The sequence below is a fragment of the Vibrio owensii CAIM 1854 = LMG 25443 genome (assembly GCF_000817815.1).
GTDB lineage: Bacteria > Pseudomonadota > Gammaproteobacteria > Enterobacterales > Vibrionaceae > Vibrio > Vibrio owensii.
Genome location: NZ_JPRD01000023.1, coordinates 154,941 through 179,146 on the forward strand (window position 1 = coordinate 154,941; position 24,206 = coordinate 179,146).

The window sequence follows — 24,206 nt, forward strand, 5'->3', positions numbered from 1 at the left end:
ATTATTTTTTAAATTCAGACAGTTCTGGTTGCTCGACTTGATAGTCGAAACCACCGAGTAGGGTGGCTAAATTGCTGTTTGCGATGTTGAGATCGGTCAGCAGACGTTGTTGCTCTAATTGCAGAGCCAACTCGTCAGTCGTGGCAGAAATCACATCGTTAAACTGCGCTGTGTTGTTTTGATAACCCCGCTCAACGGCTTGAATGCGCGCTTTCGCTTGAGGCAATAAGGTGGATTGATAACGTTCTAAACGCTGGGTTAAGTTGCCGCGATCAACCAGCAAAGTGTTCACCTTGGCATTCATCTGCGTTAGTAAGGTGTCTTTTTGCGATTGTGCCGCGCCAACTTGGTATTGAGCGGCCGCGAGATTGCGATCTTGGCGGTCACCTGTGAACAGTGGAATGTCCATGGTGAGGTAAGCGCTAACCAAATCGGAGGCGGGCTCACCCATCATGTTGTCGGCTTGGCGGTAGGCGTACATTACTTCGACGCCAAATTGTGGGTTGTAGGCTTGCTCAGCAATTTCCACCTGCGTTTTATTGGCAGAAATGCTGACGTCGGCCATCTTAACCATCGGGTGTTGGCTGAGTTGCTGATAATGCTTGGTGGAACCCTGACTGGCAGCAAGTTTGCTGTTCAGTGTGTCCCAATTAAGTTGATTGCTCGCATGCAGGGCCTGTTCATTCGCCAACCAATCTGACCCCAACCATTCGGAGAGTTGAGAGATAAGACGACGTTGCATTTGTGCGTTGGCTTGCAGTTTCTCATCCAACTTGCTGACTTGAAGTTGGGCGTTGAGCAGATCTTGCGCTTCACTCTTACCAATCGAATAGTTGGTTTGAATAAAGCTTTCCATTTCCTTCATCAACTTGCGGTTCTCAAGCATGATTTGCTCCGCGCGTTGCTGGTAACCAAGCTCTAACCAAAGTTGAGTCATGCTGTTGGCCACCTCAAGCTCACGAGCATGAACTTGAAGCCCAAGGCCGTCAGCTTGTTGATTGGCTTTTTTCTGCTGTAAATCAAGCGTCGAGCCACGCTCAAACTGTTGCATTAAACCAACGGAGATGTTGGTCATTGGGTCTTCATCGAATTTGAAGCTGTCGACAGGCAAGCCACCAAAACCCACTTTCAGTTTTGGGTCCATCAAGGTCGCGCTCGCGACGCCTGTTTCACGCATGGCAGCGGACTGCGCTGAGTATTGCTTACGATTGCCATCGTTACTCAAAGCGACGTTGATCAGTTGGGCAAGCTTGGTGGTCGAAGCTCGCTCACTTGATGCGGAATTTTGCGCTGCGTGCGTCTCTTTACCTGCGGCGTTAACCAAGGTTGGCGCAGCGACCAGAGCCACCATAAAAATAGGTGCAGCTAAGCGGTATGGCTTGATATCCATAATCTAAATCCAGTGTTCGCCGGATCGATGGAGGTGCGGATTTTATTGCGGGAACAGTAAAGCCTTGTTACCTCATCGTTCAGGCGCATTAAAACAACCTGCGATATACGCGCAGGGTCGAATGCTAGGACGGATTTAGGCTATAGGAGGTCGGTACAAGTCGCGGCTGACGTGTACGACTGGGGAAGCAACTTCAGGAGTAATAGTTGCGCGATAGACGACGGGCATCGGGCTATTGACAGGATTCGGTAGGGGGACGAAAACTATCGTACACGCGGCAGTACAGCAGGTATGAACCATGCCAGAGCCTCCACCACAGTTCATGCTGGTTTCTCTTGCATCGCCATCTTCGGACATAGAAGCGTCAGTCATGGAGACGTCCATCATGCCAGGCATACCGCAGTGTTCGCCGTCACTCATCATAGAAGGATGGTGAGCCATGCCAGTAGACATCATTTGAATATTCATCAACGGCTCACTGTTCGCCACACTAGATACCAATAGCACTAGTGTCGTGAAGAGAGTTAACCAGATTGTATGCAGCGATTTTAAGTGCATACCCTTTCCCATGTGTTTGATGAAAATGATGAAAACCCTTCGATTCTAAAGGTTAACCTAAGGGTAAGGTCAATCATTTATTACTCTTATTATCAAAATAGTCCAACCCTTCAGTTTTCGCACTTTCGAGGGAGTAAAACGTTTGTTAAACACCGAGTGTTGAAAGTTAGCGAAAGAAGCCCTCGCTTTTTATGACACGTGAAAAATGTGGTTTATAAGTTTTACATCACACTAACTTGTCTTACAAATGATTATCCTTATAGAATGCATGGTTTTACTTGTGCAGATTTGGGTTTGCTTTGCTGCGGGGGTTGCATGATAGAAATTGTCATCGATGGAAAATATAGAATTGTAGAAGAGGGTCTAACCCTTTTAGAAGCAGCAAAAGTGTGTGGGGTCGAGATCCCATCGCTGTGCGGAATGAACAAAAGTAATGAAAAAGTACCGTGTGACTTGTGTGTGGTTGAAGTCGAAAGTGGCGGTACTAAGCGTGCGTGTGAACTCGAAGTTTACCGTGGCCTGAATGTGGTCACGCAATCAGAACAACTAAGCGAGCACCGCAGAAAAGCACTTAACCGCATCATGACGGACCATTACGCCGATTGTGAAGCGCCATGTAAAACCGCGTGTCCAGCGGGTGTAGATATCCAATCGTACCTTTATCACATCGCACAGAACGATCATCAAAAAGCGATTGAAGTGATTAAGCGTACGCTTCCTATGCCGCTATCGATTGGTCGTGTGTGCCCGGCATTTTGTGAGAGTGAATGTCGCCGCTCGTTAGTCGATGAGCCTATTGCAATTCGTCAGCTAAAACGTCATGCCGCGGATGCGGATTTGTCTGCGCATGAAGCCTACGTACCAGAAAAGAAACCGAGCAAAGGTTTGAACATTGCCGTCGTCGGCAGTGGTCCCGGTGGTCTAACGGCTGGCTACTACTTATCGAATGAAGGCTACGACGTTACGGTCTTTGAATCCATGCCAAAAGCGGGCGGTTGGTTGCGTTACGGTATTCCTGAATACCGTTTGCCAAAAGACATTCTCGATAAAGAAATCGAACTGATGTGCCGTAATGGCATGCAAGTTCACACCAATCAAAAGCTGGGTGTGGATTTCACGCTTTCTCAATTGAGTGAAGAATACGACGCGGTGTGTTTGGCTGTCGGTGCGTCTCAAGCGGTTGAAATGCACTACACACGCAGTGACCTTGAAGGTTGCTACTTAGGCGTTGATTACCTCAAAGATTACGTTACCGAGCAAAACTACGTCACGGGTCAGAAAGTCGCGGTGATCGGTGGTGGTAACACGGCAATTGACTGTGCTCGTACTGCGCGTCGTGCTGGTGCAGACACCACGTTGATTTATCGTCGTACTCGTGACGAAATGCCGGCAGAAGACTACGAGATTGTCGAAGCGGAACACGAAGGGGTGAAATTCCACTTCTTGACCAACCCTGCAGAAAACCTTGCCGATGAAACCGGACGCGTGAATGCGATTCGTCTAGAGCGCATGGCGTTGGGGGAGCCGGATGCATCTGGTCGTCGAAGCCCTAAACCAACTGGCGAGTTCTTCACCGAAGAGTTCGACACCGTGATTGCGGCAGTATCGCAAAAGCCAGATCTGAGCTTCCTCGAAGGCGAAGATTTGTCGATTCCGCTTACGCGTTGGAACACCTCTGATGCCGATGAAAAGACCATGCACACCGGCACGGGCAACATCTTCAGTATTGGTGATTTCCGCCGTGGTCCTGCAACGGCAGTTGAAGCCGTGGGTGATGGCCGCGTTGCGGCAAAAGCCATTGATCTGTTTTTGAATGGCGATATGGCAGATATGCCAAAGGCGGCGTTCAACTCGCGCAAAGAGAAAAAACTCTCTCAAGTCGATCCATTTCACTTCGAGAACATCCAAAAAGTCGCTCGCTCTATCATGCCTGAGCTGACTCCAGCACAACGCGAGCAAAGCTTCGCTGAAGTGGAGTTGGGCTTTGATAACGAAGAAGCGATGAAGGAAGCGGCGCGCTGTCTAGAATGTGGCTGTCAGGCAAATACCGATTGTGCGCTGCGTGATTACTCCACCGAATATGAAGCTGAGCAAAGCTTTGACTTCTCCTTGCAGATTAAATCACACCAAGATTGGTTAGATCTTCGTGCGAAAGACTTGCGTCATAAGTACGAAGTTGACCGCAGTTCTGAGTTTATTGAGTTTGATGCTAACCGCTGTATTAGCTGTGGTCAGTGCATCCAAGCGTGCCGCGACAAAGCCGTACACGGTGTACTGAACTTCGTGTGCGATAAACAAGGTCGTCCGGCATTGCGTCCTGACGACCGTCCACACTTTGGAAGTAACAAGAATGGCTTAACCCTAATGGGTGATTCGAACTGCGTGCAATGTGGCGCGTGTGTTCAAGTGTGTCCAACGGGTGCAATGGTCGACAGTCGTGACCGTTCGCAAGGCCGGACTGAAGATCTGAAAGCGGTCGACACCATTTGTACATACTGTGGTGTGGGTTGTAAGTTGACTATGTTCGTGGACGAAGCAACCAATACGATTCGTTACGTGAAGGGTGGTGACTCGCCAGTGAACCAAGGCATGTTGTGTGTGAAAGGGCGCTTTGGTTTTGATTTCATTGGCAGTGAAGAGCGTCTTACCACGCCATTGATCCGTAAAGACGGTTGGCTGCAACCTGCAAGCTGGGAAGAGGCGATTCAACTGATTGCGAGCAAGTTCTCAGGCATCAAGCAAGATTTTGGCAGCAACGCATTGGCGGGTTTCTCTTCAGCGAAAACCACCAACGAAGACAACTACGCGTTCCAAAAATTTGTCCGTCGTGAACTGGGCACCAATAACGTCGATCACTGTGCGCGTTTGTGTCACGCATCGAGTGTAACCGGCCTTGAAGCGTCACTGGGTAGTGGTGCAATGACCAATGACATCCCAAGTATTAAGCACTCGGATGTGATCTTTATTATTGGTTCGGATACCACATCAGCACACCCGATCATCGCTTCACACATTAAACAAGCAATTCGTCACCACGGCGCTCGCTTGATTGTGGCTGACCCGAAACGTGTCGATATGGCAGAGCATGCTGAGCTGTATATGGCTCACCGTCCGGGTACGGATGTGATGCTCCTAAATGGTGTCATGCAGCAGATCATCAAGAACGGTTGGTACGATCAAGAGTACATCGAAGAACGTGTCGACGGCTTTGATACCTTACTGCAAGAAGTTATGTCGCCAGCTTATAACCTCGATAAAGTGGAGTTGGTTACGGGCGTAAAAGCCGAAGACATTCAAGCAATGGCGCGCATGATCGGTACAGCAGATCGTACGGCTGTTTACTACTCGATGGGTATTACTCAGCACACGACAGGTCATGACAACGTGCGTTCTATCGCTAACCTGCAATTGCTGTGTGGCAACATCGGTATTGAAGGTGGTGGTATCAACCCATTGCGTGGTCAATCAAACGTGCAAGGCGCGTGTGATATGGGTGCTTTGCCAAACAGTTTCCCGGGCTACCAAAAGGTATACAACCCAATTGTGCGTCAGAAGTTTGCGATTGAATGGAACGCACCAAATCTGCCTTCTGAGCAAGGTCTAACCCTGACAGAAATCATTGATGCGGCTTGCCATCGTGACGTTCGTGGTATGTACATCATGGGTGAGAACCCAGTGTTGAGTGACCCGAACCAAGCGCATGTGATTGAAGGTTTAGAAGCGCTCGATTTCTTGGTGGTTCAAGACATCTTCCTAACGGAAACTGCGCAATACGCGGATGTGGTTCTGCCTTCTTGCTCGTTTGCAGAGAAAGCGGGTCACTTCACCAATACGGAGCGTCGTGTTCAGCGCGTGAATCCTGTCGTAACGGCACCGGGTGAAGCGAAAGAAGATTGGTGGATTATTCAAGAAATAGCCAATGCCATGGGCAGTGATTGGGATTACCACTGCGTGTCTGATATCACCAATGAAATTGCACGTGTGACACCTCAATACGCGGGTCTTCGTTGGGATGCCATTACGCCAAACGGTGTGCAATGGCCGAGCAACAAGAACAACCCGGCGGGTACTCGCATCATGCACCAAACCCAGTTTACTCGTGGTAAAGGGCAAATGGTGGGCGTACCGTTCCGTTATGCGGCTGAGCTGCCAGATGAAGAGTACCCACTTGTGTTAACGACGGGTCGTGTACTTGAGCAGTTCCACACTGGCACCATGACGCGCAAAACCAAAGGGTTGGATAATCTTGCTGGACCACGTGCGATGGTGAGCGTCGAAGACGCAGAAGCACTTGGCATCAGTAATGGTCAGCGTCTGACAGTGTCTACACGTCGCGGCAGCATTGAGATTGATGCCTTTGTGACTAAGCGGATTCAAAAAGGTGTGGTGTTTATTCCATTCCACTTTGTTGAATCGCCAGTCAACCGCCTAACGACAACAGCAACTGACCCGCATGCGAAGATCCCTGAGTTCAAGGTCGCTGCGGTTAAAGTGGAAGTGAGCGAAAAAGTGCAACACGTAGAGCCTGCAACGGAAGCGGTTCATTCCATTTAAGCCAATCTGTTTAGATACAGGTCAGCTGCGCACTGGCGAGTTGGTCGATTACATATAAGCTTATGATATGTAATCGCTAAATGAGCCGTGCGTGTGCTGAGAGTCATTCAATGGATTGTGTTGTTTTTACCCGCTTCAATTTGGCTGGTGGCAAGGCAATATCATGATATTTGGTGGGCGGAGAATCTAACCTCGATTCCCGCTCTTCTTTTATTCGCCTACCTAGGTTTTGCTTTGGTACTTTTGGTTTGCCGTCACTGGACGAAAGCCATTGCTGCCACTTTGATTGGTTTTGCTTCTATTGCGTATCTCTTACCCACTCAGATCACGAACAACCAAACCTGCGAAAATCCGCTGACGATAGTCCAATTCAACCTGTTCTACGAAAATCCAGACATCAATCAGTTCATTAATTACTTGCTTAAACACCCTGCAGATTTGGTGGTGATGCAAGAGCTCTCGCCTCAAGTGGGGGAGAAGCTTCATCTTCTCAACGACATTTATCCTTTCTATTATGGCGGCCAGCGCGGTGTTGGTTACCCGTCAAATCAGATGATTTTGAGCCGTTATCCTTTGGAGCCAGTTTCGATTTATCACACTCCAGATGGTCAAGAGGTGATTCGAGCAACATGGCAAGTGGACACCCCTATTACTTTAATGACGGCGCATCCTCCCTCGCCAAGAACAGAGCCGTTATGGCAACGCCGCAATGCACTGATTCGAACCATAGAAACCCTAACTGATTTGTATCCAACACCGGAAATGATCGTGATCGGGGATTTCAATCTTTCTGCTGCAAGCCCAAGGTTTAATGGGCTGTTTTCTCGTTTCCAAACTCAACCTGTTGCCAGTTGGCCAACATCAGTGAAAGGCTTGCCGGTTCCTGCTTTCGCCATGATAGGGATTGATCACCTCTGGCTTAAGTCAGAAAACTCAAATCGGAGAATCTGTTCAAGAGCATCGGCAGATCAACCGAATGGCTCTGATCACAAGTTGGTGACGACGCTCATAGGGCAATGAGTTAGTACTTTTTATTGGCAGAGTGTCTAGTTATTTAGAATTAGGTTAAATCGCGGTGTGGCTTGTCATGGAATTGACGGACTCTGACCTTAAGTTGTTATTTGGGTGAATTCTTTAACCTAAACTCCATCCGCTTCCTATACTGAGAATATAGAGAAAAGCAGAAATTCATAATGATAAGAGGCAACTTGTATGACAAGAACTACCTCAGCAGTGTTAATACTTATTTTAATGAGCGCCTATTTTGCCTATAACCGTTTTTACGTTTATCCGCAAAAGCTAGAAACACAGGCGGAATCGATGCTGATCCAAATGGCCAATCGTGAAGAGTGGCTTGACGTACATGAGATGATGGAACGTGTAGAAGCGCACAAGGCGCATCTGGAGTTGAACGCAGACATCACCTCAACCAGCGGCAAACGTGCATACAGCGAAGGTTACATTACCTATAGCGACCGCAGTCGAAATGTATGCAAACAAGTGGTTTTCAACTTCAAAATCAATTCGCTAAGAAGTTATAGCATTTCAGACCTGCACGACTGCTCTTTAGGTGAGTACTACTGATCTCGCCACGATAATTGACGATTCAATAAAAACGCCTCCAAATCCGGAGGCGTTTTTAGTTTGGAATCTGATGGATTAATCGAGTGATTTTTTGAAGCGTAATGATGCAACAACTAAACCTATCACCGTAAAGCCCAGTAGCCAGACTGTATCTCGCCATAACTCCATTAAGTCTGCACCGCGCAACACCACACCACGAATAATGCGCATAAAGTGGGTGGCTGGTAGGGCTTCTGATATCCATTGGGCGGCGACGGGCATTCCTTCATACGGGAACATAAATCCGGACAGAAGAATCGACGGCAATAGAATGAATACCGTCATCTGCATGGCCTGAAGCTGTGTCGTCGCAATGGTGGATATCACCAAACCTAAGGTTAAACTCGCGGCGATAAACAACAGCGTGCCAAACAGTATCTGACTAATGGCGCCGTTTATCGGCACACCAAATATCCAGTGCCCCAAGCCTAAAATGATAAACACCTGTATCAGACCAACAAAGATGTAGGGAATGATCTTCGCCACCATGAGTTCGATGGAATGGATTGGCGTAGTAATCAGTAACTCTAAATTGCCACGTTCCCGCTCACGAACAATGGCTGCACTGGTGAACAAGATCATCGTCATAGTCAGAATCACGCCCAATAAACCGGGGACAATGTTCACCGCCGAGCGCCGACTCGGGTTGTAATACAGCGCAACTTCAAAGGTTTTGGTTGGGGCAGGGCGTATCTCAAAATCAAAATCCGTTAACGGCATGGTTTGTAGCGAGAGAATCGCTGAGCTGATCATGGTGTCTGAACCATCCACAATCCACTGGCCAAGCTCTCGCCCTTGCACCATACGTTGGGTTAGGTCGCTAGGTAGAATTAAAGCCGCTCGCACCAAACCGTCTTGAATGGCTTGCTCGGCTTCAGAAGCGGTAGCGAAGGTTTCGACCACATCGACCACTTGTGTGACTTTGACGGACTCGGTGATCACACGCCCAGCAGTGCTGCCACTTTGATCGACGACGCCAACGGGAATGTTGCGAATATCGGTATTAATGGCAAAGCCGAACAGCAAAAGCTGAATCAACGGGATCATCACGACCATGCCAAAGGTAATGCGGTCACGTGAAAGCTGACGGATCTCTTTGATCATCACCGCTTTCATACGGGCAATAGATTTCATCATTGGCGACCTTCTCCCGTAACGCTGACAAACACATCTTCCAAGCTCGGGCGAGCAATGTTCATCTCGCAGCCATCAAGCTCAGGAAAGGTTTGGGTTAACCATTCGATCGGTTCTTCGATGTGCTGGTGGATTAAAATGCGTAAGCGAATGCCGAGCTGTGCGGCAGAACGGACTTCTTCGCGCTGAATGACTTTCTCTTTTAGCTCGCGTAAGTTATCCGCTTTGACTTCGACGATGTTAACGCCCATTTGCGCCATAAGCTCTTCTGGCTCACCATCGGCGCGGATTTCCCCAGCTTCCATAATCGCCAGACGATGACAGCGCTCTGCTTCATCCATGTAGTGCGTAGTGACCAAAATCGTCGTGCCTTGGTCAGAGAGATCAAACAATTGCTCCCAGAAATCGCGTCGGTTTTCTGGGTCAACCGCAGATGTGGGTTCATCGAGAAACAACAGTTCTGGTTTGTGCATAGTGGCTGCGGCGAGAGACAAGCGTTGTTTCTGGCCGCCACTCATTCCACCGACGCGCTGTTTACGCAACTGGTCGAGACCGTAGGTGGATAGCTGTTCTTCGATGCGAGCTTTCAGCGCCTTGGTTTCCATACCAAAGATTTGTCCAATAAACTCAAGATTCTCTTGAACCGTCAGATCATCATAAAGCGAGAACTTTTGTGTCATGTAGCCTATCTTAAGGCGCAGCAGTTCCGATTGTTTTGGGATCTCTAACCCAAGCACGTCCACGTTGCCCTCACTTGGGCTAAGCAAGCCCGTCAGCACACGAATGGTTGTCGATTTACCGCAGCCGTTGGGGCCAAGAAAACCATAAATACTGCCTTTAGGCACATTGAGCGTGATGTTGTTGATGGCGGTGAAGTCACCAAACTTTTTCACCACATTTTCAGCTTGAATCGCGTATTCGGTCATTGGCTTACTCCACCAAATCCACTTGTGCTGGGATACCTGAAGGCAAGGATTGTGCGGAGTCTTGTAGGTCGACTTCTGCTAGGTACATCAAACGCGAGCGTTCTTCCTCGGTAAGCGCGAAATAAGGCGTGAATGAAGGCTCAGTTGCTACCCAACGAATGGTGCCGCTATATGGTTGTTCAACGCCATCTACATGCACGTTAACCGTTTTACCCGGAACAAAGTCGACGCGATAGTTAGCAGGAACATAAACACGAGCGTATGGGACGCGGCTAGCTTGAATCACAGCAACCACGCCATTGACAGGGACGCGTTCGCCAAGGTTAAATGGTAGGTTATCTAACAACCCATCTCGCGTGGCCGTGATGGTGAGTTCTGCTAGTTTCTGTTCTTGCAGTGCCACATCAGCTTTTGCTGCCATGAGTGCGGCTTTCGCTTGTTCAATATCTTCAGGACGAGAGCCAGCTGTTAGTTTGCTGAACTCTTCTTGTGAGGAGTCTAGCTCTGCACGGGCAGAATCTCTGGCTGCTAAAGCGGTGTCTTTTTCTGATTGGCTGATGAGTTTCTTACGAACTAACTCTGCTTTACGTTGGTAGTTCTTTTGCGCTTCAACCAATTGAGCTTCCGCTCTGGCAACGCGAGCTTGCGCTGCGGCAATGTCTTCTGGTCGCTCACCATTGGTCAATTTCAAAAGATAGGCGTCAGCCTTGGCTTGCTCGGCTACGGCGTGAGCTAAAACGGCTTCTTGGTTCTTTGTATCGAGCTGAACCAGCACTTCTCCTTCGGTGACTTGGCTGCCTTCCTTGATGGGTAGGGCTCGAATTATCTCGCTAGAGGTTGCAGTAAAGGTTACGCGGTCACGTTCTAGTGTGCCAAGGGCTTGCTGTCCGTCATCTTTGGAACAGGCAGTTAAAAGAGCCAGGGCTAGGGTGCCAAGAATGATTCGCTTCATCATGCGACGCTTCCTCTAAGAAGGTGAGCTCGAACTCGTATCAAGCTATAGAAGAGTGTGGGACTGCATTCAGTGTAACGTGAGTCAGTTTTATCCGGCTAGGAAGTTAATTCCTTCAATATTCATCAATTGATTAATTATTGAAACTGGCCTCACTCTTGAATGCGTCTCTAAGAATATTCTCATTCAAATATAGTGGGTTACCGTGATGTTGGTGGGATTAGAAAAGATAAATTGAAGAATCGAGACAAGGATCAGGTTTACTGTGCACACGTAAAGAAACGGTTAGATAAAGTAAAGCCCGATGGCTGAGCATCGGGCTTTACAGAGCGCGCTAGGACAAAGTTAACGCAACCTTTAATGGCTGTTTAAGCCGTTTTAAACTGACTGACGATTTCTTGTAGACCAACCGCCAGTTCACTTAAGTCTCGGCACGCAATCGCGGTTTGACGAGAGCCTGTTGCGACTTCGCTAGAGAACTGGTTGATGTGTTCGACATTGCGATGCAGCTCTTCAGTCACAGAGCTCTGCTCACTGCACGCACTCGCGATTTGGATGCTCTTTTCAGCGATGTTGTCAGCGCTTTGCTCGATGTGACCAATCGTCGTACCTGCTCGCTGAGCTTGTTCAACGCACACTTGAATCAAATCGCTGCTGTTGTTTGTTGCCGATACAGCGGTTTTCGAGCAATTCTGAAGCTTGCTGATGATGGCAATGATCTCTTCTGTCGATGCTTGTGTGCGACTCGCTAGCGTACGAACTTCATCAGCTACAACTGCAAATCCGCGGCCTTGTTCACCCGCTCGGGCTGCCTCAATTGCGGCATTGAGAGCTAGCAGGTTAGTTTGCTCTGCGATGTCTTGAATTACGTCAACCACCACGCTGATGTTCGATGCGTCTTGCTCTAGCTCGCTTACCATGGTGCCAACCGATTGAATCGCGACCGAAGCTTCGTTGATCTGCTCAATGCATTCTTGGACCACTTCTAAGCCTTCTTTGGCTTCTTGAGAGGCGCTGTTTGCAGTTTCTGAAGCGGCTTCTGTGTTGCTTGCTACATCGTGCACTGTTGCTTGCATTTCGTTCATGGCGGTCGCAATCAGATTAAGTTGTTGCTGCTGTTCATCCATGCCAAAAGAGGTTTGTTCTGAAATGGCGCTCACTTCCTCGGTAGCGGTGCTCACCTGAGCGGTAGTAGAAGAGATGCTGTCGACCAGACTCAATAGCTTGGCTTGCATATCTTCACAAGCGTCTGCCAATAAACCGAGCTCATCGTTACCAATTTTATTGCGCGGAAGTTTGTAGGTTAGATCGCCGGAAGCAATCTTAGAGGCCATTTCAACCACGTATTGCAGTGGAGAGCAGATTTGTTTTGTGAGGAATAGGCCGAGTACAAAGCTCAATGCCAATAAAGCAACAATCGCGATAATGCTATAAGTGATGACGTCTGCTACCACATCGTGAGTGCTGTTGATGTCTTCTTTGATGAAGGTTTGGTTTAACTCAACCAGATCTTTAATCGAGCTAGAAAGTGCTTGGAAGGTTGAAAATCCATCCAGCAGCATAGCGTTGGCTTCATCAATGCGTTTTGTGGTTAATAGCTCTGAATATTTGTCGTTGAAGCTACGGTATTTTGACCACGCACTCGCTACTTCATTATAAGCATCACGGTCGCGCTGATCCCAAAGTGATTTACCGTATTGTTCAATATAGTTGTCGATTTTATTTTCTGATTCATCCAAACCTTTAAGCCAAGTGTTAAATTCAGGATGGTTTACATTGGTCAGTAAAGAGAATTCGTCTTTTCTTAAGGTGCCAATTTCAATTTCAATGTTTTTTACCAATAAAATACTTGGCACTGTGGTGTCAGAAAATTCTGTCATCTTGCCATCAATAAGTTTTATTTGAGAGGTAAAGAAGAAAGATAACGCAATGACGGCAGCGGAGATAACAAGTATCAACGCACTGATTTTACTTTTAATACTTAGGTTAGAAAGTTTCATAGACTCACTGCAATTGGGGTGGCTTGAAAGGCTCGTAGTCTATTCCTGAGATTTGAAATTTAGTGTGATGAAAGTCTCAAATAGTTTTATCGGAAACGAAAATAAAATGGAAACTTAATGTTCACATTTCGTTTAAAAAATAAGTTAATAGTTAATTAATATTGATGGGAAAAATAATTAATTAACTTGTAAATTATTTCGAGCACGAATTGGTATTAATCTTGATAACCTTACATTCAATCAGAATTTTCTTATTGATGAATTTCGTTATTTATGTGTTAGCAAGCTTTCCTAAATATTAAAACAAGACCTTGTACCGAATTGAAGTATTATACCCAAGTAACCTCGAGATGCTTGGTTCAGCGAAAATGACTTGGGTATATCTCGGTAAAATAAAAGCCCGATGCTGAACATCGGGCTTCATTGTTTGAGTTTTATCGCCAAGGTTTTGGGTATCTAGACCACGTTGGTTTAATCCCCGAGAGGCTGTCTTTCCAAACCGCCACGATAAGAGTCGAGGGCAACTTTGAGTCGGCGAAGTTTATCGCGCGAGCGTCGCTTATGATTAACGGCTAATGCCATCGAAAGTACATCAACCAAAGCCAACATCGCGTAGCGAGAAGCCGATGGCTTGTAGATGAAGTCCGTCTCTTGGTGCTCAATAGGCAGAACCAAATCGGCTTGTTCAGTCAAAGGCGTGTCTTTCGGAGTAATCACAATGACTTTCACGCCGTACTGCTTGGCTAATTGCGCGGTTTCTATGATGGCAGGGGTATAGCCAGTGGCTGAGATCATCACCAACACATCGTTCGCGTCGGCCGTCGCCGCAATCATGCGCGATAACAAGCCATCGTTGTAAGCCACAACAGGGTAACCCAGACGGAATAAGCGATGCTGCATCTCCTGTGCTGCAATGGTTGAGCCACCACCCATACCAATACAGATCACTTGTCTTGCGTTGTGCAGCCAGTTCACGGCAGTGTCGATATCTTCTTCAACAATCAAACTGCGGTTTACATCAAGGGATTGCTTGATCGACTCATAGATGCCTTGGTAGCCACTTTGATCAGGCGGTTCAAGGATGAATCGTTGTCCAACCGTTAAGGTTTGTGCCAGTTTGATCTTCATATCACGTACATTTTTACAGCCAACAGCTTTGGCAAAACGGGTGATGGTGGCTTCACTCACTTCTGCGCTTTCTGCCAGTTCAGTAATGCTGGCATTGGCGGCAGTTTGAATGTCGTCCATGATCAACTTCGCGACCTTCTTTTCGGCATCGCGCAGCGCACTGAAACGTTCAGTGATTTGAGAGATAATATCGACTTCTAAACTCAAGCTGTGTTCCTATCTTTTGCATGGAGACGATTGTGCCGCCTCCACTGGTTTGGCATGAAGTATAACGAAAAGCCTCACTAAGCTCATCATCAGAAACGGGTTTTAACCCAATGAGTGACTTGATACTCATCATCACAAACCGCCACGGCACGCCACTTATCAAACGTTAAACATGGATGAGAGGTTGAGAAGGCAATCATATCACCCACTTGAAGGTCGCTGTTTGCGTCTACTTCGATGAACGCGTGCTGATCCATCACCGCGGTCGTTACCGCACTTTCAATAGAGATTGACGCACCTTCGCGGTATGCGCGCTCAGGGATTGGTAATCCGGCATCAAACGCCACGTCACGTTTACCAAAGCCAGCAACTAGCTTGGTTGGCTCGGGGCGAGAAATGACATAAGCCCAAAGCTCTAGTGCTGATTCCAAGTCACCACCTAAATCACACGCCGCACCTTGGTTGTTTTCAGCGCGCTGCATGACTTTGTTTTGTGCGTCTAGGTAAATGCCTGTGTCATGAATTGCGTAACAACCTGGGCGAATGATGGCGTCAAAATCTTCTAGGTTGGCGAAGCATTCAGAAACCACGTCATACCAAGCAGAGCCTGCGCCAGTAACAAGAGGTTTGGACTCAATCAACTTGTCGTTTTGTAGTTGGGCTGCGATTTCTAATGTGGTGTTGAGGAAGTCACGGATGTCCTGCTCAGCATTGTCACCATGAATGACACCTTCGTAAACCTCGATACCTTTGAGCGTAAGGTGAGGTTGCTGGTGGATGAGTGTGGCGAGCTCAACCACATCTTGTTGATTTCGGCATCCACAGCGACCGCCTTCGACACCAAACTCAATCAGTACATTAAGCGGCAACTGATATTCAGCGAAGGCACGCTCTAGCGCTTTGACGTTTCGGTTTGAATCCACACAGCAATAGAAGTTGATTCCATGGGATTCAATCAAGTTGGCGATGATGGTCATGTTCGCGCGCCCGACTAGTTGGTTCGCCATGATGATGTTTTTCGCTCCGCCTAGCGCCGCAATCTCTGCCTGAGCCGGCGTTGCGACGGTAATGCCCCAAGCGCCGTTTTCTAATTGCTGCTGGAAGAAAGCGGGAGTCATGGTGGTTTTACCGTGCGGTGACAGTTTCACTTTGTGCTGATTGGCAAAACGCTGCATCCAATCGAGGTTGTTCTTCAATGAAGAAGATTTGATCACCGCTGCAGGCAGGGTGATCTCTTCATGGATCAAACTGTGTAACCCATCGGAATTGCACGCAACAGGTTGAGCCTTCTCTCCGTAACCTGGCGTAGTAACACACTCATTATGATAGTTTTTATCACACTTTTGGCGATTGTCTTTCATGGCGTACCTACTTCTAACATGGTCTAAGTGATTGATATTAAGTGTTTGTTGCTAACTATCATAAATAATGTGTTAGAAAGTATCAAACAAATCTGGGTTTTTTGTGTGTTTCTTCACTGTTTAAATTTCAAGAATTATTAAGATGGAATCATGTTAACGACGGACGAAGAGAGTGAAGTATGTTGTTCGATACCATTATCAAAAGCGTAGAGGTATTTGACGGTACGGGTGCAGCACCATTCATTGCTGATGTTGCGATTCGTCAAGATCGTATTGAGCAAGTAGGGCAGCTAGGCGAGCTTTCTGCAAAGAAGGTTATCAACGGTCAGGGTCTTGCGTTGGCTCCGGGATTTATTGATGTGCACACGCACGATGACACCAATGTGATTCGTTACCCTGACTGCTTGCCAAAGATCAGCCAAGGCGTGACGACGGTAATCGTAGGAAATTGCGGAATTAGCGCGAGCCCTGCGGTACTCAATGATACTCCGCCAGACCCAATGAACCTATTGGGCAAGCAGGAAGACTTCAAATACCCAACCTTTGCGGAGTATGCGAAGGCGGTGCAAGCGGCGAACCCTGCTGTCAACGTCGCTGCGTTAGTCGGTCACACAACTTTACGTAACAACGTGATGGACGACTTACTGCGCACGGCAACCGATGAAGAAATCGAGCAAATGCGCCAAACACTGGCACAAGCGATGGAAGAGGGCGCATTGGGTTTGAGCTCGGGTCTTGCTTATGCGAGTGCCAAGCAAGCGAACGCGGATGAAGTCATGCGCCTAGCGGAAATTCTCGGTCATCACGGTGGTATCTACACCACGCACATGCGTACTGAGTTTGAAGAAATCATCAGCGCAATGGAAGAAGCCTTTGAAACTGGGCAGTACGCCAAAGTGCCAGTGGTGATTTCTCATCTGAAATGTGCAGGTGCAGGCAACTGGGGACGCACGGTAGAAGTGCTGGATTTGATGGACAAGGTTTCTGAGCATCAAGACGTGTCTTGCGATTGCTACCCATATTCTGCCAGTTCTTCAACGCTGGATTTAAAACAGGTGACGGATGAAATCGACATCTTCATCACTTGGTCTGAAAGTAAACCTGAACACGCTGGCAAGATGCTGAAAGACATTGCTGACGAGATGCAACTGCCTCTTATGGAAGCAGCAAAAGCGTTGCAACCTGCGGGTGCGGTTTATCACTGCATGGATGAAAACGACGTCAAACGTGTCCTTAAGTATAAGTTGACCATGGTGGGCTCGGATGGATTACCAAATGACCCGCATCCACATCCACGTTTGTGGGGCACATTCCCGAAAGTTTTGGGGCATTACTGTCGTGAAGAACAGCTTTTCCCATTGGCAGAAGCGATTCACAAGATGACGGGGATGTCAGCAACACGCTACCAACTGAAAGATCGTGGGGAAATAAAAACAGGCGCTTACGCGGACTTGGTTTTATTTAACCCAAATACAATTAAAGATACTGCAACGTTCGAAAATCCAATTTCTGTCGCGCAAGGTATTGAATCTGTATTTGTAAATGGCGAGCTATCTTATTTAAAAGATAAAGTCACCGAAAATAGAAATGGCGTATTTATTTATCGAAATAATACCCATCAATAACTTATTAAATAAATTAATTTTATAGATTAAGCATTATCACTGGAGAATATTATGTCAATTAAACGTTATGGTGTAGAAGGCGGCGTAGGTACTGGCGGTCAACATTTACCATTTGCACGAGCAACAGAAGCGGGCGGCTTCTTATACGTATCGGGTCAAACACCAATGACTGACGGCGAAGTGGTAGAAGGTGGTATCGTTGACCAGTCTCGCCTAGCGATTCAAAACTGTGTCGACATCATGGAAGAGGCTGGCTACACGTTAGCTGACGTGGTACACGTAAAAGTAGTACTAACGGATTCTCGTTACTTCCAATCGTTCAATAAAGTGTTCAGAGAGTTCTTTGGCGACCACCCTCCTGCACGTATTTGCATGGTGTGTGATCTCGTGGTGGACGTGAAAGTCGAAGTCGATGTGACTTGCTACCGCGAAGAGCGCCGATAGAAATCACACTTTACCTAATTAAATAAAATAGAGTGCCGGAATTAATTACTTTCCTGTTATTATCTTTTTGGCACTCTCACTCCCTACATAAATATAATTTCATAAAGCAGTAGTGCCTAATATATTTAGCAAAAGCTATTAAAATAAAATTAGATAATTTCTGGAATAAAATCTAATACTTGCTGCTGGAATTATATCAATCTGAAAGATGGATTTTGATATGAGAGGTGTTCAATGAACAGTACACTTTTTCTTACCGGCTTCGGTGCGTATGTCTTATTTTTAATTTGGTTGGGATGGTTTGTCTCTCGCAATCAAAAATCAGGTGAAGACTTTCTACTCGGTGGTCGAGGCTTACCTCTGTTCCTCGTATTAGGTACCACGGTAGCAACTATGGTTGGCACGGGCTCTAGTATGGGCGCGGTTGGCTTTGGTTACTCAAACGGTTGGGCTGGTGCGCTTTACGGCATTGGCGGCGCAATTGGTATCTTGTTATTGGCACTGTGGTTCGCGCCAGTTCGTAAACTCAACTTTATGACCATGAGTGAAGAGCTCGCATACTACGTAGGTGCAAACCGCATCGTGAAGAACGTGGTTGGTCTGCTTATCTTTATCGCTTCTATTGGCTGGTTAGGCGCACACATCCTTGGTGGTGGTATGTACCTAGCGTGGATTGCCGATATTGAGCTGAGCACTGCGAAGATGATCATCGCAGCAGCGTTTACCATTTACGTCGTTATTGGCGGCTACACTGCGGTGGTTTGGACAGACACCATTCAAGCTATCATCTTATTCGTTGGCTTCATCCTAATGGCTGTACTGTCAGTGCAGCACATTGGCGGCTTGGATAACCTGTATTCTGCCATGGACCCAGAAGCGGTGAGCTTCCTTGCGATTGATAAGCTTGGTTTAATCCCAGCGGTTTCTCTTGCTGTTGTGATTGGTGTGGGTGTACTTGCAACGCCTTCATTCCGCCAACGCATCTACTCAGGCAAAGATGTATCAACCATCCGCCGTTCGTTCGTGGCTTCTGGTGTGCTGTACTTGTTCTTCTCCATCATCCCAGCAGTCATCGGTATGGCGGCGCATGCGATTGACCCTGAACTGAACAACGCGAACTTTGCTTTCCCATACATCGCGGCAACGGTATTGCCAGTAGGTGTTGGTCTTATCGTTCTGATTGCTGGTCTATCAGCAACCATGTCGAGTGCGAGTTCCGATGCGATTGCGGGCGTTTCTATCCTACTGCGTGATGTTTACGTCATGTTCACCGGTCGCGTGCCAAACAAAGAATCCATGTTGAATTACTCTCGCTTGGCTTTGGTTGTGGTGATCGGTTGTGCATTGCTATTCGCGCTAACTTCTAACGACATCATCGGCTACATCACTAAGATGATCTCGACAGTCATGTCTGGCATGTTCGTGTGCGGTATGTTGGGTCGCTTCTGGAAGCGTTACAACTGGCAAGGTGCGTTGGCAACATTGGCAGGTGCGTCTATTGCTTCATTTGCAGTAATGCTGAGCCCTGACCTGACCGCTTTCTGGGGCAACCCAGTGATTCCATCTTGCTTGTTTGCTCTAACTGCTGGTGTGGCAGTGAGCCTAGTGACTCCAGCTAACCAAGTATCACCAGAAATGGCACGAGCAATCCTTGATGATGAGCGTGCTCTAATGGAAATGGAACTGTCTGACAAAGGTGTTCTGGAAGAAGACGCTTCTCTACAAAATCGCGCAACGGCGGCAAATCAAAACGCTTAACAGCTGAGAGTTTCCGGCTCGAACAGAAACTCGCTCATAAGCTCCTGACAAACTGGTGGCTCCCCCGAGCCACCATTCTAAATTTATCCAAAGTAGGTGAACGATGACCGATTCATCCCAGACTAAAATTGCTTTCTTTGGCGAATGCATGATTGAACTGAGCGGCGACCCAATTCGCAAAGGCTTTGGTGGCGACACGCTCAATACCGCACTTTACCTCTCTCGACTAACGGCTCAGCAGCCTGTCCAAGTGTCCTACGCGACCGGTCTTGGGGAAGACGTACTTTCTCAAGAGCTTCTGGAAAACTGGCAACAAGAAGGCATTGCGACTGACCTTGTCGAAATATTCCCAGCTCAGCTTCCGGGTTTGTACATGGTGCAGACCGACCAAGAAGGCGAACGCAGCTTTCTTTATTGGCGTGACAGTGCAGCCGTTACAAGCTACTTCTCTACCTCTTCGCTCAACAAATTAGAAGCTGCGATTGCGAACCGAGAGCTGGATTACTTCTACCTAAGTGGCATCAGCGTCGCGATTCTAAATGACGATAGCAAAGTAAGGCTTAAAAAGGCGTTAAGTCAGTTCTCACAAGGTGGAGGCAAGGTTATCTTCGATAATAACTTCCGTCCTCAACTTTGGTCTGCACAAGAGGCGAAACATTGGTACAGCCAAATTCTGCCACTGGTCGACATTGCGCTTATCACAGAAGATGATGATGTCTTGGTATGGGATGAAGAGGAAAGTGTAGAGCAACGCTGCCTTCGCTTTGGTTGCCAAGAAATTGTGATTAAACGTGGCTGTGAGCCTTGCAAATTGGTTTGGTCGCATGGTGATGACAAGCAAACCGCTTACGTAGCCGCAGAGAAGGTTGTCAAAGTCATCGACACCTGTGCCGCCGGCGATTCATTTGCTGCTGGTTACCTTGCTGGCCGATTGACCGGACAAAGCTGCGAGCAATCTGCCCAACTCGGTCACGCACTAGCAGCAACCGTTATTCAATATCCTGGCGCGATCATTCCAAACCACGCCATGACTCATCTAATTCGATAATTTCCGAGAACGTATTATGTCCCAAGCAATGATTCAGCAACTTCAGCAATTCAAAGTTATTCCTGTTATCCAGATCAATAAGGTTGAGCACGCAATTCCATTGGCGAAAGTGTTAGTAGAAAACGGTCTGCCGGTTGCGGAGGTGACGTTTCGAACAGACGCCGCTGCCGATGCGATTCAGGCCATGCGCGATGCTTACCCGCAAATGTGCATCGGTGCTGGCACGGTACTGACGCCAGAGCAGATTACCCAAGCGAAAGACGCGGGTGCAGAGTTTATTGTCGCGCCGGGGTTGAACCCAAATACCGTGCTTCGCTGCCAAGAAATCAACATGCCAATCGTACCGGGCGTCAATAACCCAAGTCAGGTTGAGCAAGCACTAGAGCTGGGTTTGAACTTCCTCAAATTCTTCCCAGCGGAAGCGAGCGGTGGTATCGCGATGGTGAAGTCACTACTTGCACCTTATGTTGATGTGAGCCTGATGCCGACAGGCGGTATCGGTAAGAACAACGTCAATGATTACCTAGCCATCGACCGTGTGGTTTGCTGCGGTGGTACTTGGATGGTGGCACCGAGCTTAATTGAAAACGAACAATGGGACGAAATTGGCAAGCTGGTTCGTGAAGCAGTAGAGCTGGTTGCGTAACTCAAACAGAGCTCTTTTACCCAAGTTGCGAGACCCCATTAAATAGCGTGACTTGGGTTGAACAATTATAGGGTCTGTTGAACTTTCGAGCTGATTTTTGCAGCGAATTGTTGGATATTTATACAAAGCAGAGACTTTGCTATGTAGTTAGCCTACATGAGAAGTCGATAACGCAGTAGAAATGACCAACAAACGCTGCCCAAAGGGTTCGGCTAAAATCGTTTTATGCTTTGTTAAGGAGTATTTGCTTAGAATGACTAGGCGGCACACTCCTTGCCGCGCCTAAAACGATTTTATCTCGAACAAAATTTAACCGCGAAAGATCAACAGCCCCTAGCAACGACAGGATGGCGCGGATGAACAAAGGTACATTAGCACTACTCATTTCAGGCTTAATCACAATTCCAACGGCAGCGATGGCGATGACTCCCAACACCGAGCTTAACCTAATGCCTTACCCACAAAATGTAGAGTTGGGGCAGGGTAAAATCACACTGGATAAATCCTTCAGCATGTACATCAAAGGTTACGATTCCCCGCGCGTGCAGTTCAACGCAAAGCGCACCATGGATCGTCTATATCGCCAAACCGGCTTACCAATGCTGAACTGGCATGCTGAGTCGGAAAAAGACGCGACCTTGGTGATTGATATTCGTAATGCGCCTAAGTCCGAGGTGCAAGATATTAACAGCGATGAATCGTACCAACTTGAATCGCGTAATGGTCAGATCATCATTCGCTCCGAACGCCCTTACGGTGCTTTCCATGGTTTAGAAACCTTCTTGCAGCTAGTGACTACGGACGCAACTGGGTACTTTGTGCCTGCTGTGTCGATTCAAGATGAGCCGCGCTTTCCTTGGCGTGGTGTTTCTTATGATACTTCTCGTCACTTCATTGAACTCGACGTGATTCTTCGCCAACTCGATGCTATGGCATCAGCAAAAATGAACGTTTTCCATTGGCATATTTGGGATGACCAAGCGATTCGTATCCAGCTCGATAATTACCAAAAGCTTTGGCAAAACACCGCAGATGGTGATTACTACACCAAAGACGAAATCCGCTATGTGGTGAATTACGCGCGTAACCTTGGCATTCGAGTTATCCCTGAAATCTCTTTGCCGGGACATGCTTCGGCAGTGGCGCACGCTTACCCTGAATTAATGTCTGGTATGGGTGAGCAATCTTATCCGCATCAACGTGGCTGGGGTGTGTTTGAGCCGTTAATGGACCCGACCAATCCTGAACTCTACAAGATGCTGGCGAGCGTGTTTGACGAAGTGGTTGAGCTTTTCCCTGATGAGTACTTCCATATCGGCGGGGATGAACCAAATTATCAACAGTGGAAAGACAACCCGAAGATTCAGCAATTCATCAAAGACAACAATCTGGATGGTGAGCGCGGTCTGCAATCGTATCTGAACACCAAGGTTGAACAGATGCTGGAACAGCGCGACAAGAAGATGACTGGCTGGGATGAAATCTGGCACAAAGACCTTCCAACCTCGATTGTGATTCAAAGTTGGCAAGGGCACGACAGTATAGGTCGAGCAGCAAAAGAGGGCTATCAAGGCATTCTCTCAACAGGCTATTACCTAGACCAGCCACAACCAACCAGTTACCACTACCGCAATGATCCAATGCCGAAAGGAATCACGGTTGATGACCAACTTCATCAAGGTGAGAAATTCGCGACTTATGATTGGGTGAAACCACGCAACAAAGGTGGTCCACGTACAGGTAATCTAACCATTATTGAAGCGACAGACGGCAGCTACCGTGCGTTTACCGATTACAACGGTAAGTCCCGCGAAGAAGTGTTCATCATCGAGTACGTGCCGGGTGTGAAGTTTAAAGGGCATTTCGATAACTTTATGTCTTACACCGAATTCAACTATGACTTTGCGGACGGCAAGTTGAAAGACACCAGTTACCAATTGATTGGCAATGTTCGTTGGCCTGCGACTGGAGAATTGGTCGCGAGCAGTGACATGCAGGGGAGTGTCATTCCTGAGCCGAACGGTGGCTATCCGGCTGAACTGACCGAGAAAGAACAGCAGCTAATCTTAGGTGGAGAAATCACTATCTGGGGTGAGAACCTCGATTCAATGACCATCGAGCAACGTTTATGGCCGAGAAGCTACGCGATTGCTGAGCGTCTATGGTCGAGTCAAGAACTGACCGATGAGCGCAGCATGTACAAGCGCATGAAGGTGATGGATACATGGTCTGAGATTTCGCTTGGTCTACGTCATCATGCCGATGCCAATATGATGTTGAAACGTCTTGCTAATGGCGCGGACGAAACACCGCTACAAACGTTAGCGAAGTACATCGAGCCGGCTCAATACTACGCTCGTCATTGGGAGAAGTGGATCTCTACGCCAAACGAAGGTGATTTGTACAATCAGTATGAGCGACTAAACCGCTTTGCGGATGCACTGCCAGTAGAAAGCCTAGCAGTGTATGAGATGCAAGATTTAGTCGCGGCTTATACTCAAGGTGATACAGCAGCATTGGATGCGTTGGCGATGCATTATCAAAGCGTTAAGTTAGCGGCGCAGCAAGCCAAACCTATTTTCGCGGCGAACGTGGCGTCGGTAGAAACGGTGCCAGTTGCAGAAGCCGCAATCAAAGTTGCCGATTTAGGTTTAACTTTGATTGAGCTCGCCAAGCAGGGCAGTGACATTAGCCAATCTGACACTGAAGCGTATCAATGTACTATCGATGAAAATGCGATTATTTTTGATGAAACGATTGTCGCCATCGTAGTACCAACCGAGCAGTTGCTTCACACTTTAACCGATTGATAACTAAAAGGGATTGCCGTCTGGTAACGCAGGCGGCATCTT

General features: G+C 47.6%; 17 protein-coding genes. 9 read left to right on the forward strand and 8 right to left on the reverse strand.

What is annotated here, in order from left to right; genetic code table 11:
* Position 1: 1 nt before the first annotated feature.
* Both H735_RS14305 and H735_RS14310 read right to left on the reverse strand, forming a co-directional pair.
* The gene (locus tag H735_RS14305; protein ID WP_020194750.1) at positions 2–1,390 is read right to left on the reverse strand and encodes a TolC family protein; all 1,389 of its coding nucleotides are present in this window, start codon (positions 1,388–1,390) and stop codon (positions 2–4) included.
* Between the two features lie 135 nt (positions 1,391–1,525).
* Positions 1,526–1,948 (reverse strand): hypothetical protein, encoded by a 423-nt coding sequence (locus tag H735_RS14310; protein ID WP_020194751.1) that lies wholly within the window; start codon positions 1,946–1,948, stop codon positions 1,526–1,528.
* A 315-nt stretch (positions 1,949–2,263) separates the two neighbouring features.
* Between H735_RS14310 and fdhF the strand changes: the two genes are divergently transcribed.
* From fdhF to H735_RS14325, 3 genes are all read left to right on the forward strand, one after another.
* Entirely contained in the window at positions 2,264–6,502 is a 4,239-nt protein-coding gene (gene fdhF / locus H735_RS14315; RefSeq protein ID WP_027726578.1) for a formate dehydrogenase subunit alpha, read from the forward strand.
* A 93-nt stretch (positions 6,503–6,595) separates the two neighbouring features.
* Positions 6,596–7,522, forward strand: coding sequence for an endonuclease/exonuclease/phosphatase family protein (locus tag H735_RS14320; protein WP_020194753.1), 927 nt, complete (start codon positions 6,596–6,598; stop codon positions 7,520–7,522).
* Positions 7,523–7,714: 192 nt separating this feature from the next.
* Complete coding sequence (locus tag H735_RS14325; protein ID WP_027726579.1) at positions 7,715–8,086, forward strand: hypothetical protein; 372 nt, start codon at positions 7,715–7,717, stop codon at positions 8,084–8,086.
* A gap of 75 nt (positions 8,087–8,161) precedes the next feature.
* Here H735_RS14325 and H735_RS14330 read toward each other — a convergent pair whose 3' ends face one another.
* From H735_RS14330 to H735_RS14355, 6 genes are all read right to left on the reverse strand, one after another.
* Positions 8,162–9,259, reverse strand: coding sequence for an ABC transporter permease (locus H735_RS14330; RefSeq protein ID WP_009706212.1), 1,098 nt, complete (start codon positions 9,257–9,259; stop codon positions 8,162–8,164).
* Entirely contained in the window at positions 9,259–10,185 is a 927-nt protein-coding gene (locus H735_RS14335; RefSeq protein WP_020194754.1) for an ABC transporter ATP-binding protein, read from the reverse strand. Before H735_RS14335 ends, H735_RS14330 begins: the two co-directional genes overlap by 1 nt.
* Positions 10,186–10,189: 4 nt before the next feature.
* Positions 10,190–11,140 (reverse strand): HlyD family secretion protein, encoded by a 951-nt coding sequence (locus H735_RS14340; RefSeq protein ID WP_020194755.1) that lies wholly within the window; start codon positions 11,138–11,140, stop codon positions 10,190–10,192.
* 365 nt (positions 11,141–11,505) lie between these two features.
* Complete coding sequence (locus H735_RS14345; RefSeq protein WP_020194756.1) at positions 11,506–13,137, reverse strand: methyl-accepting chemotaxis protein; 1,632 nt, start codon at positions 13,135–13,137, stop codon at positions 11,506–11,508.
* Between the two features lie 471 nt (positions 13,138–13,608).
* Complete coding sequence (locus H735_RS14350) at positions 13,609–14,472, reverse strand: MurR/RpiR family transcriptional regulator (protein WP_005425077.1); 864 nt, start codon at positions 14,470–14,472, stop codon at positions 13,609–13,611.
* 89 nt (positions 14,473–14,561) lie between these two features.
* Positions 14,562–15,833 carry an amino acid deaminase gene (locus H735_RS14355; protein ID WP_020194757.1) on the reverse strand — a complete coding sequence of 424 codons (1,272 nt, stop codon included), beginning with the start codon at positions 15,831–15,833 and terminating at the stop codon, positions 14,562–14,564.
* Between the two features lie 179 nt (positions 15,834–16,012).
* Between H735_RS14355 and H735_RS14360 the strand changes: the two genes are divergently transcribed.
* From H735_RS14360 to H735_RS14385, 6 genes are all read left to right on the forward strand, one after another.
* Positions 16,013–17,458: an N-acyl-D-amino-acid deacylase family protein gene (locus tag H735_RS14360; RefSeq protein ID WP_020194758.1), complete on the forward strand. Its 1,446-nt coding sequence runs from the start codon at positions 16,013–16,015 to the stop codon at positions 17,456–17,458.
* A 51-nt stretch (positions 17,459–17,509) separates the two neighbouring features.
* Positions 17,510–17,902 carry a RidA family protein gene (locus tag H735_RS14365; protein ID WP_020194759.1) on the forward strand — a complete coding sequence of 131 codons (393 nt, stop codon included), beginning with the start codon at positions 17,510–17,512 and terminating at the stop codon, positions 17,900–17,902.
* 234 nt (positions 17,903–18,136) lie between these two features.
* Positions 18,137–19,660 (forward strand): sodium:solute symporter family protein, encoded by a 1,524-nt coding sequence (locus tag H735_RS14370; protein ID WP_005435470.1) that lies wholly within the window; start codon positions 18,137–18,139, stop codon positions 19,658–19,660.
* A 103-nt stretch (positions 19,661–19,763) separates the two neighbouring features.
* Positions 19,764–20,708 (forward strand): sugar kinase, encoded by a 945-nt coding sequence (locus H735_RS14375; RefSeq protein WP_020194760.1) that lies wholly within the window; start codon positions 19,764–19,766, stop codon positions 20,706–20,708.
* A 16-nt stretch (positions 20,709–20,724) separates the two neighbouring features.
* Positions 20,725–21,354, forward strand: a complete 630-nt coding sequence (locus H735_RS14380; protein ID WP_020194761.1) for a bifunctional 4-hydroxy-2-oxoglutarate aldolase/2-dehydro-3-deoxy-phosphogluconate aldolase — start codon at positions 20,725–20,727, stop codon at positions 21,352–21,354.
* A 356-nt stretch (positions 21,355–21,710) separates the two neighbouring features.
* Entirely contained in the window at positions 21,711–24,164 is a 2,454-nt protein-coding gene (locus H735_RS14385; protein WP_020194762.1) for a beta-N-acetylhexosaminidase, read from the forward strand.
* Positions 24,165–24,206: the final 42 nt, after the last annotated feature.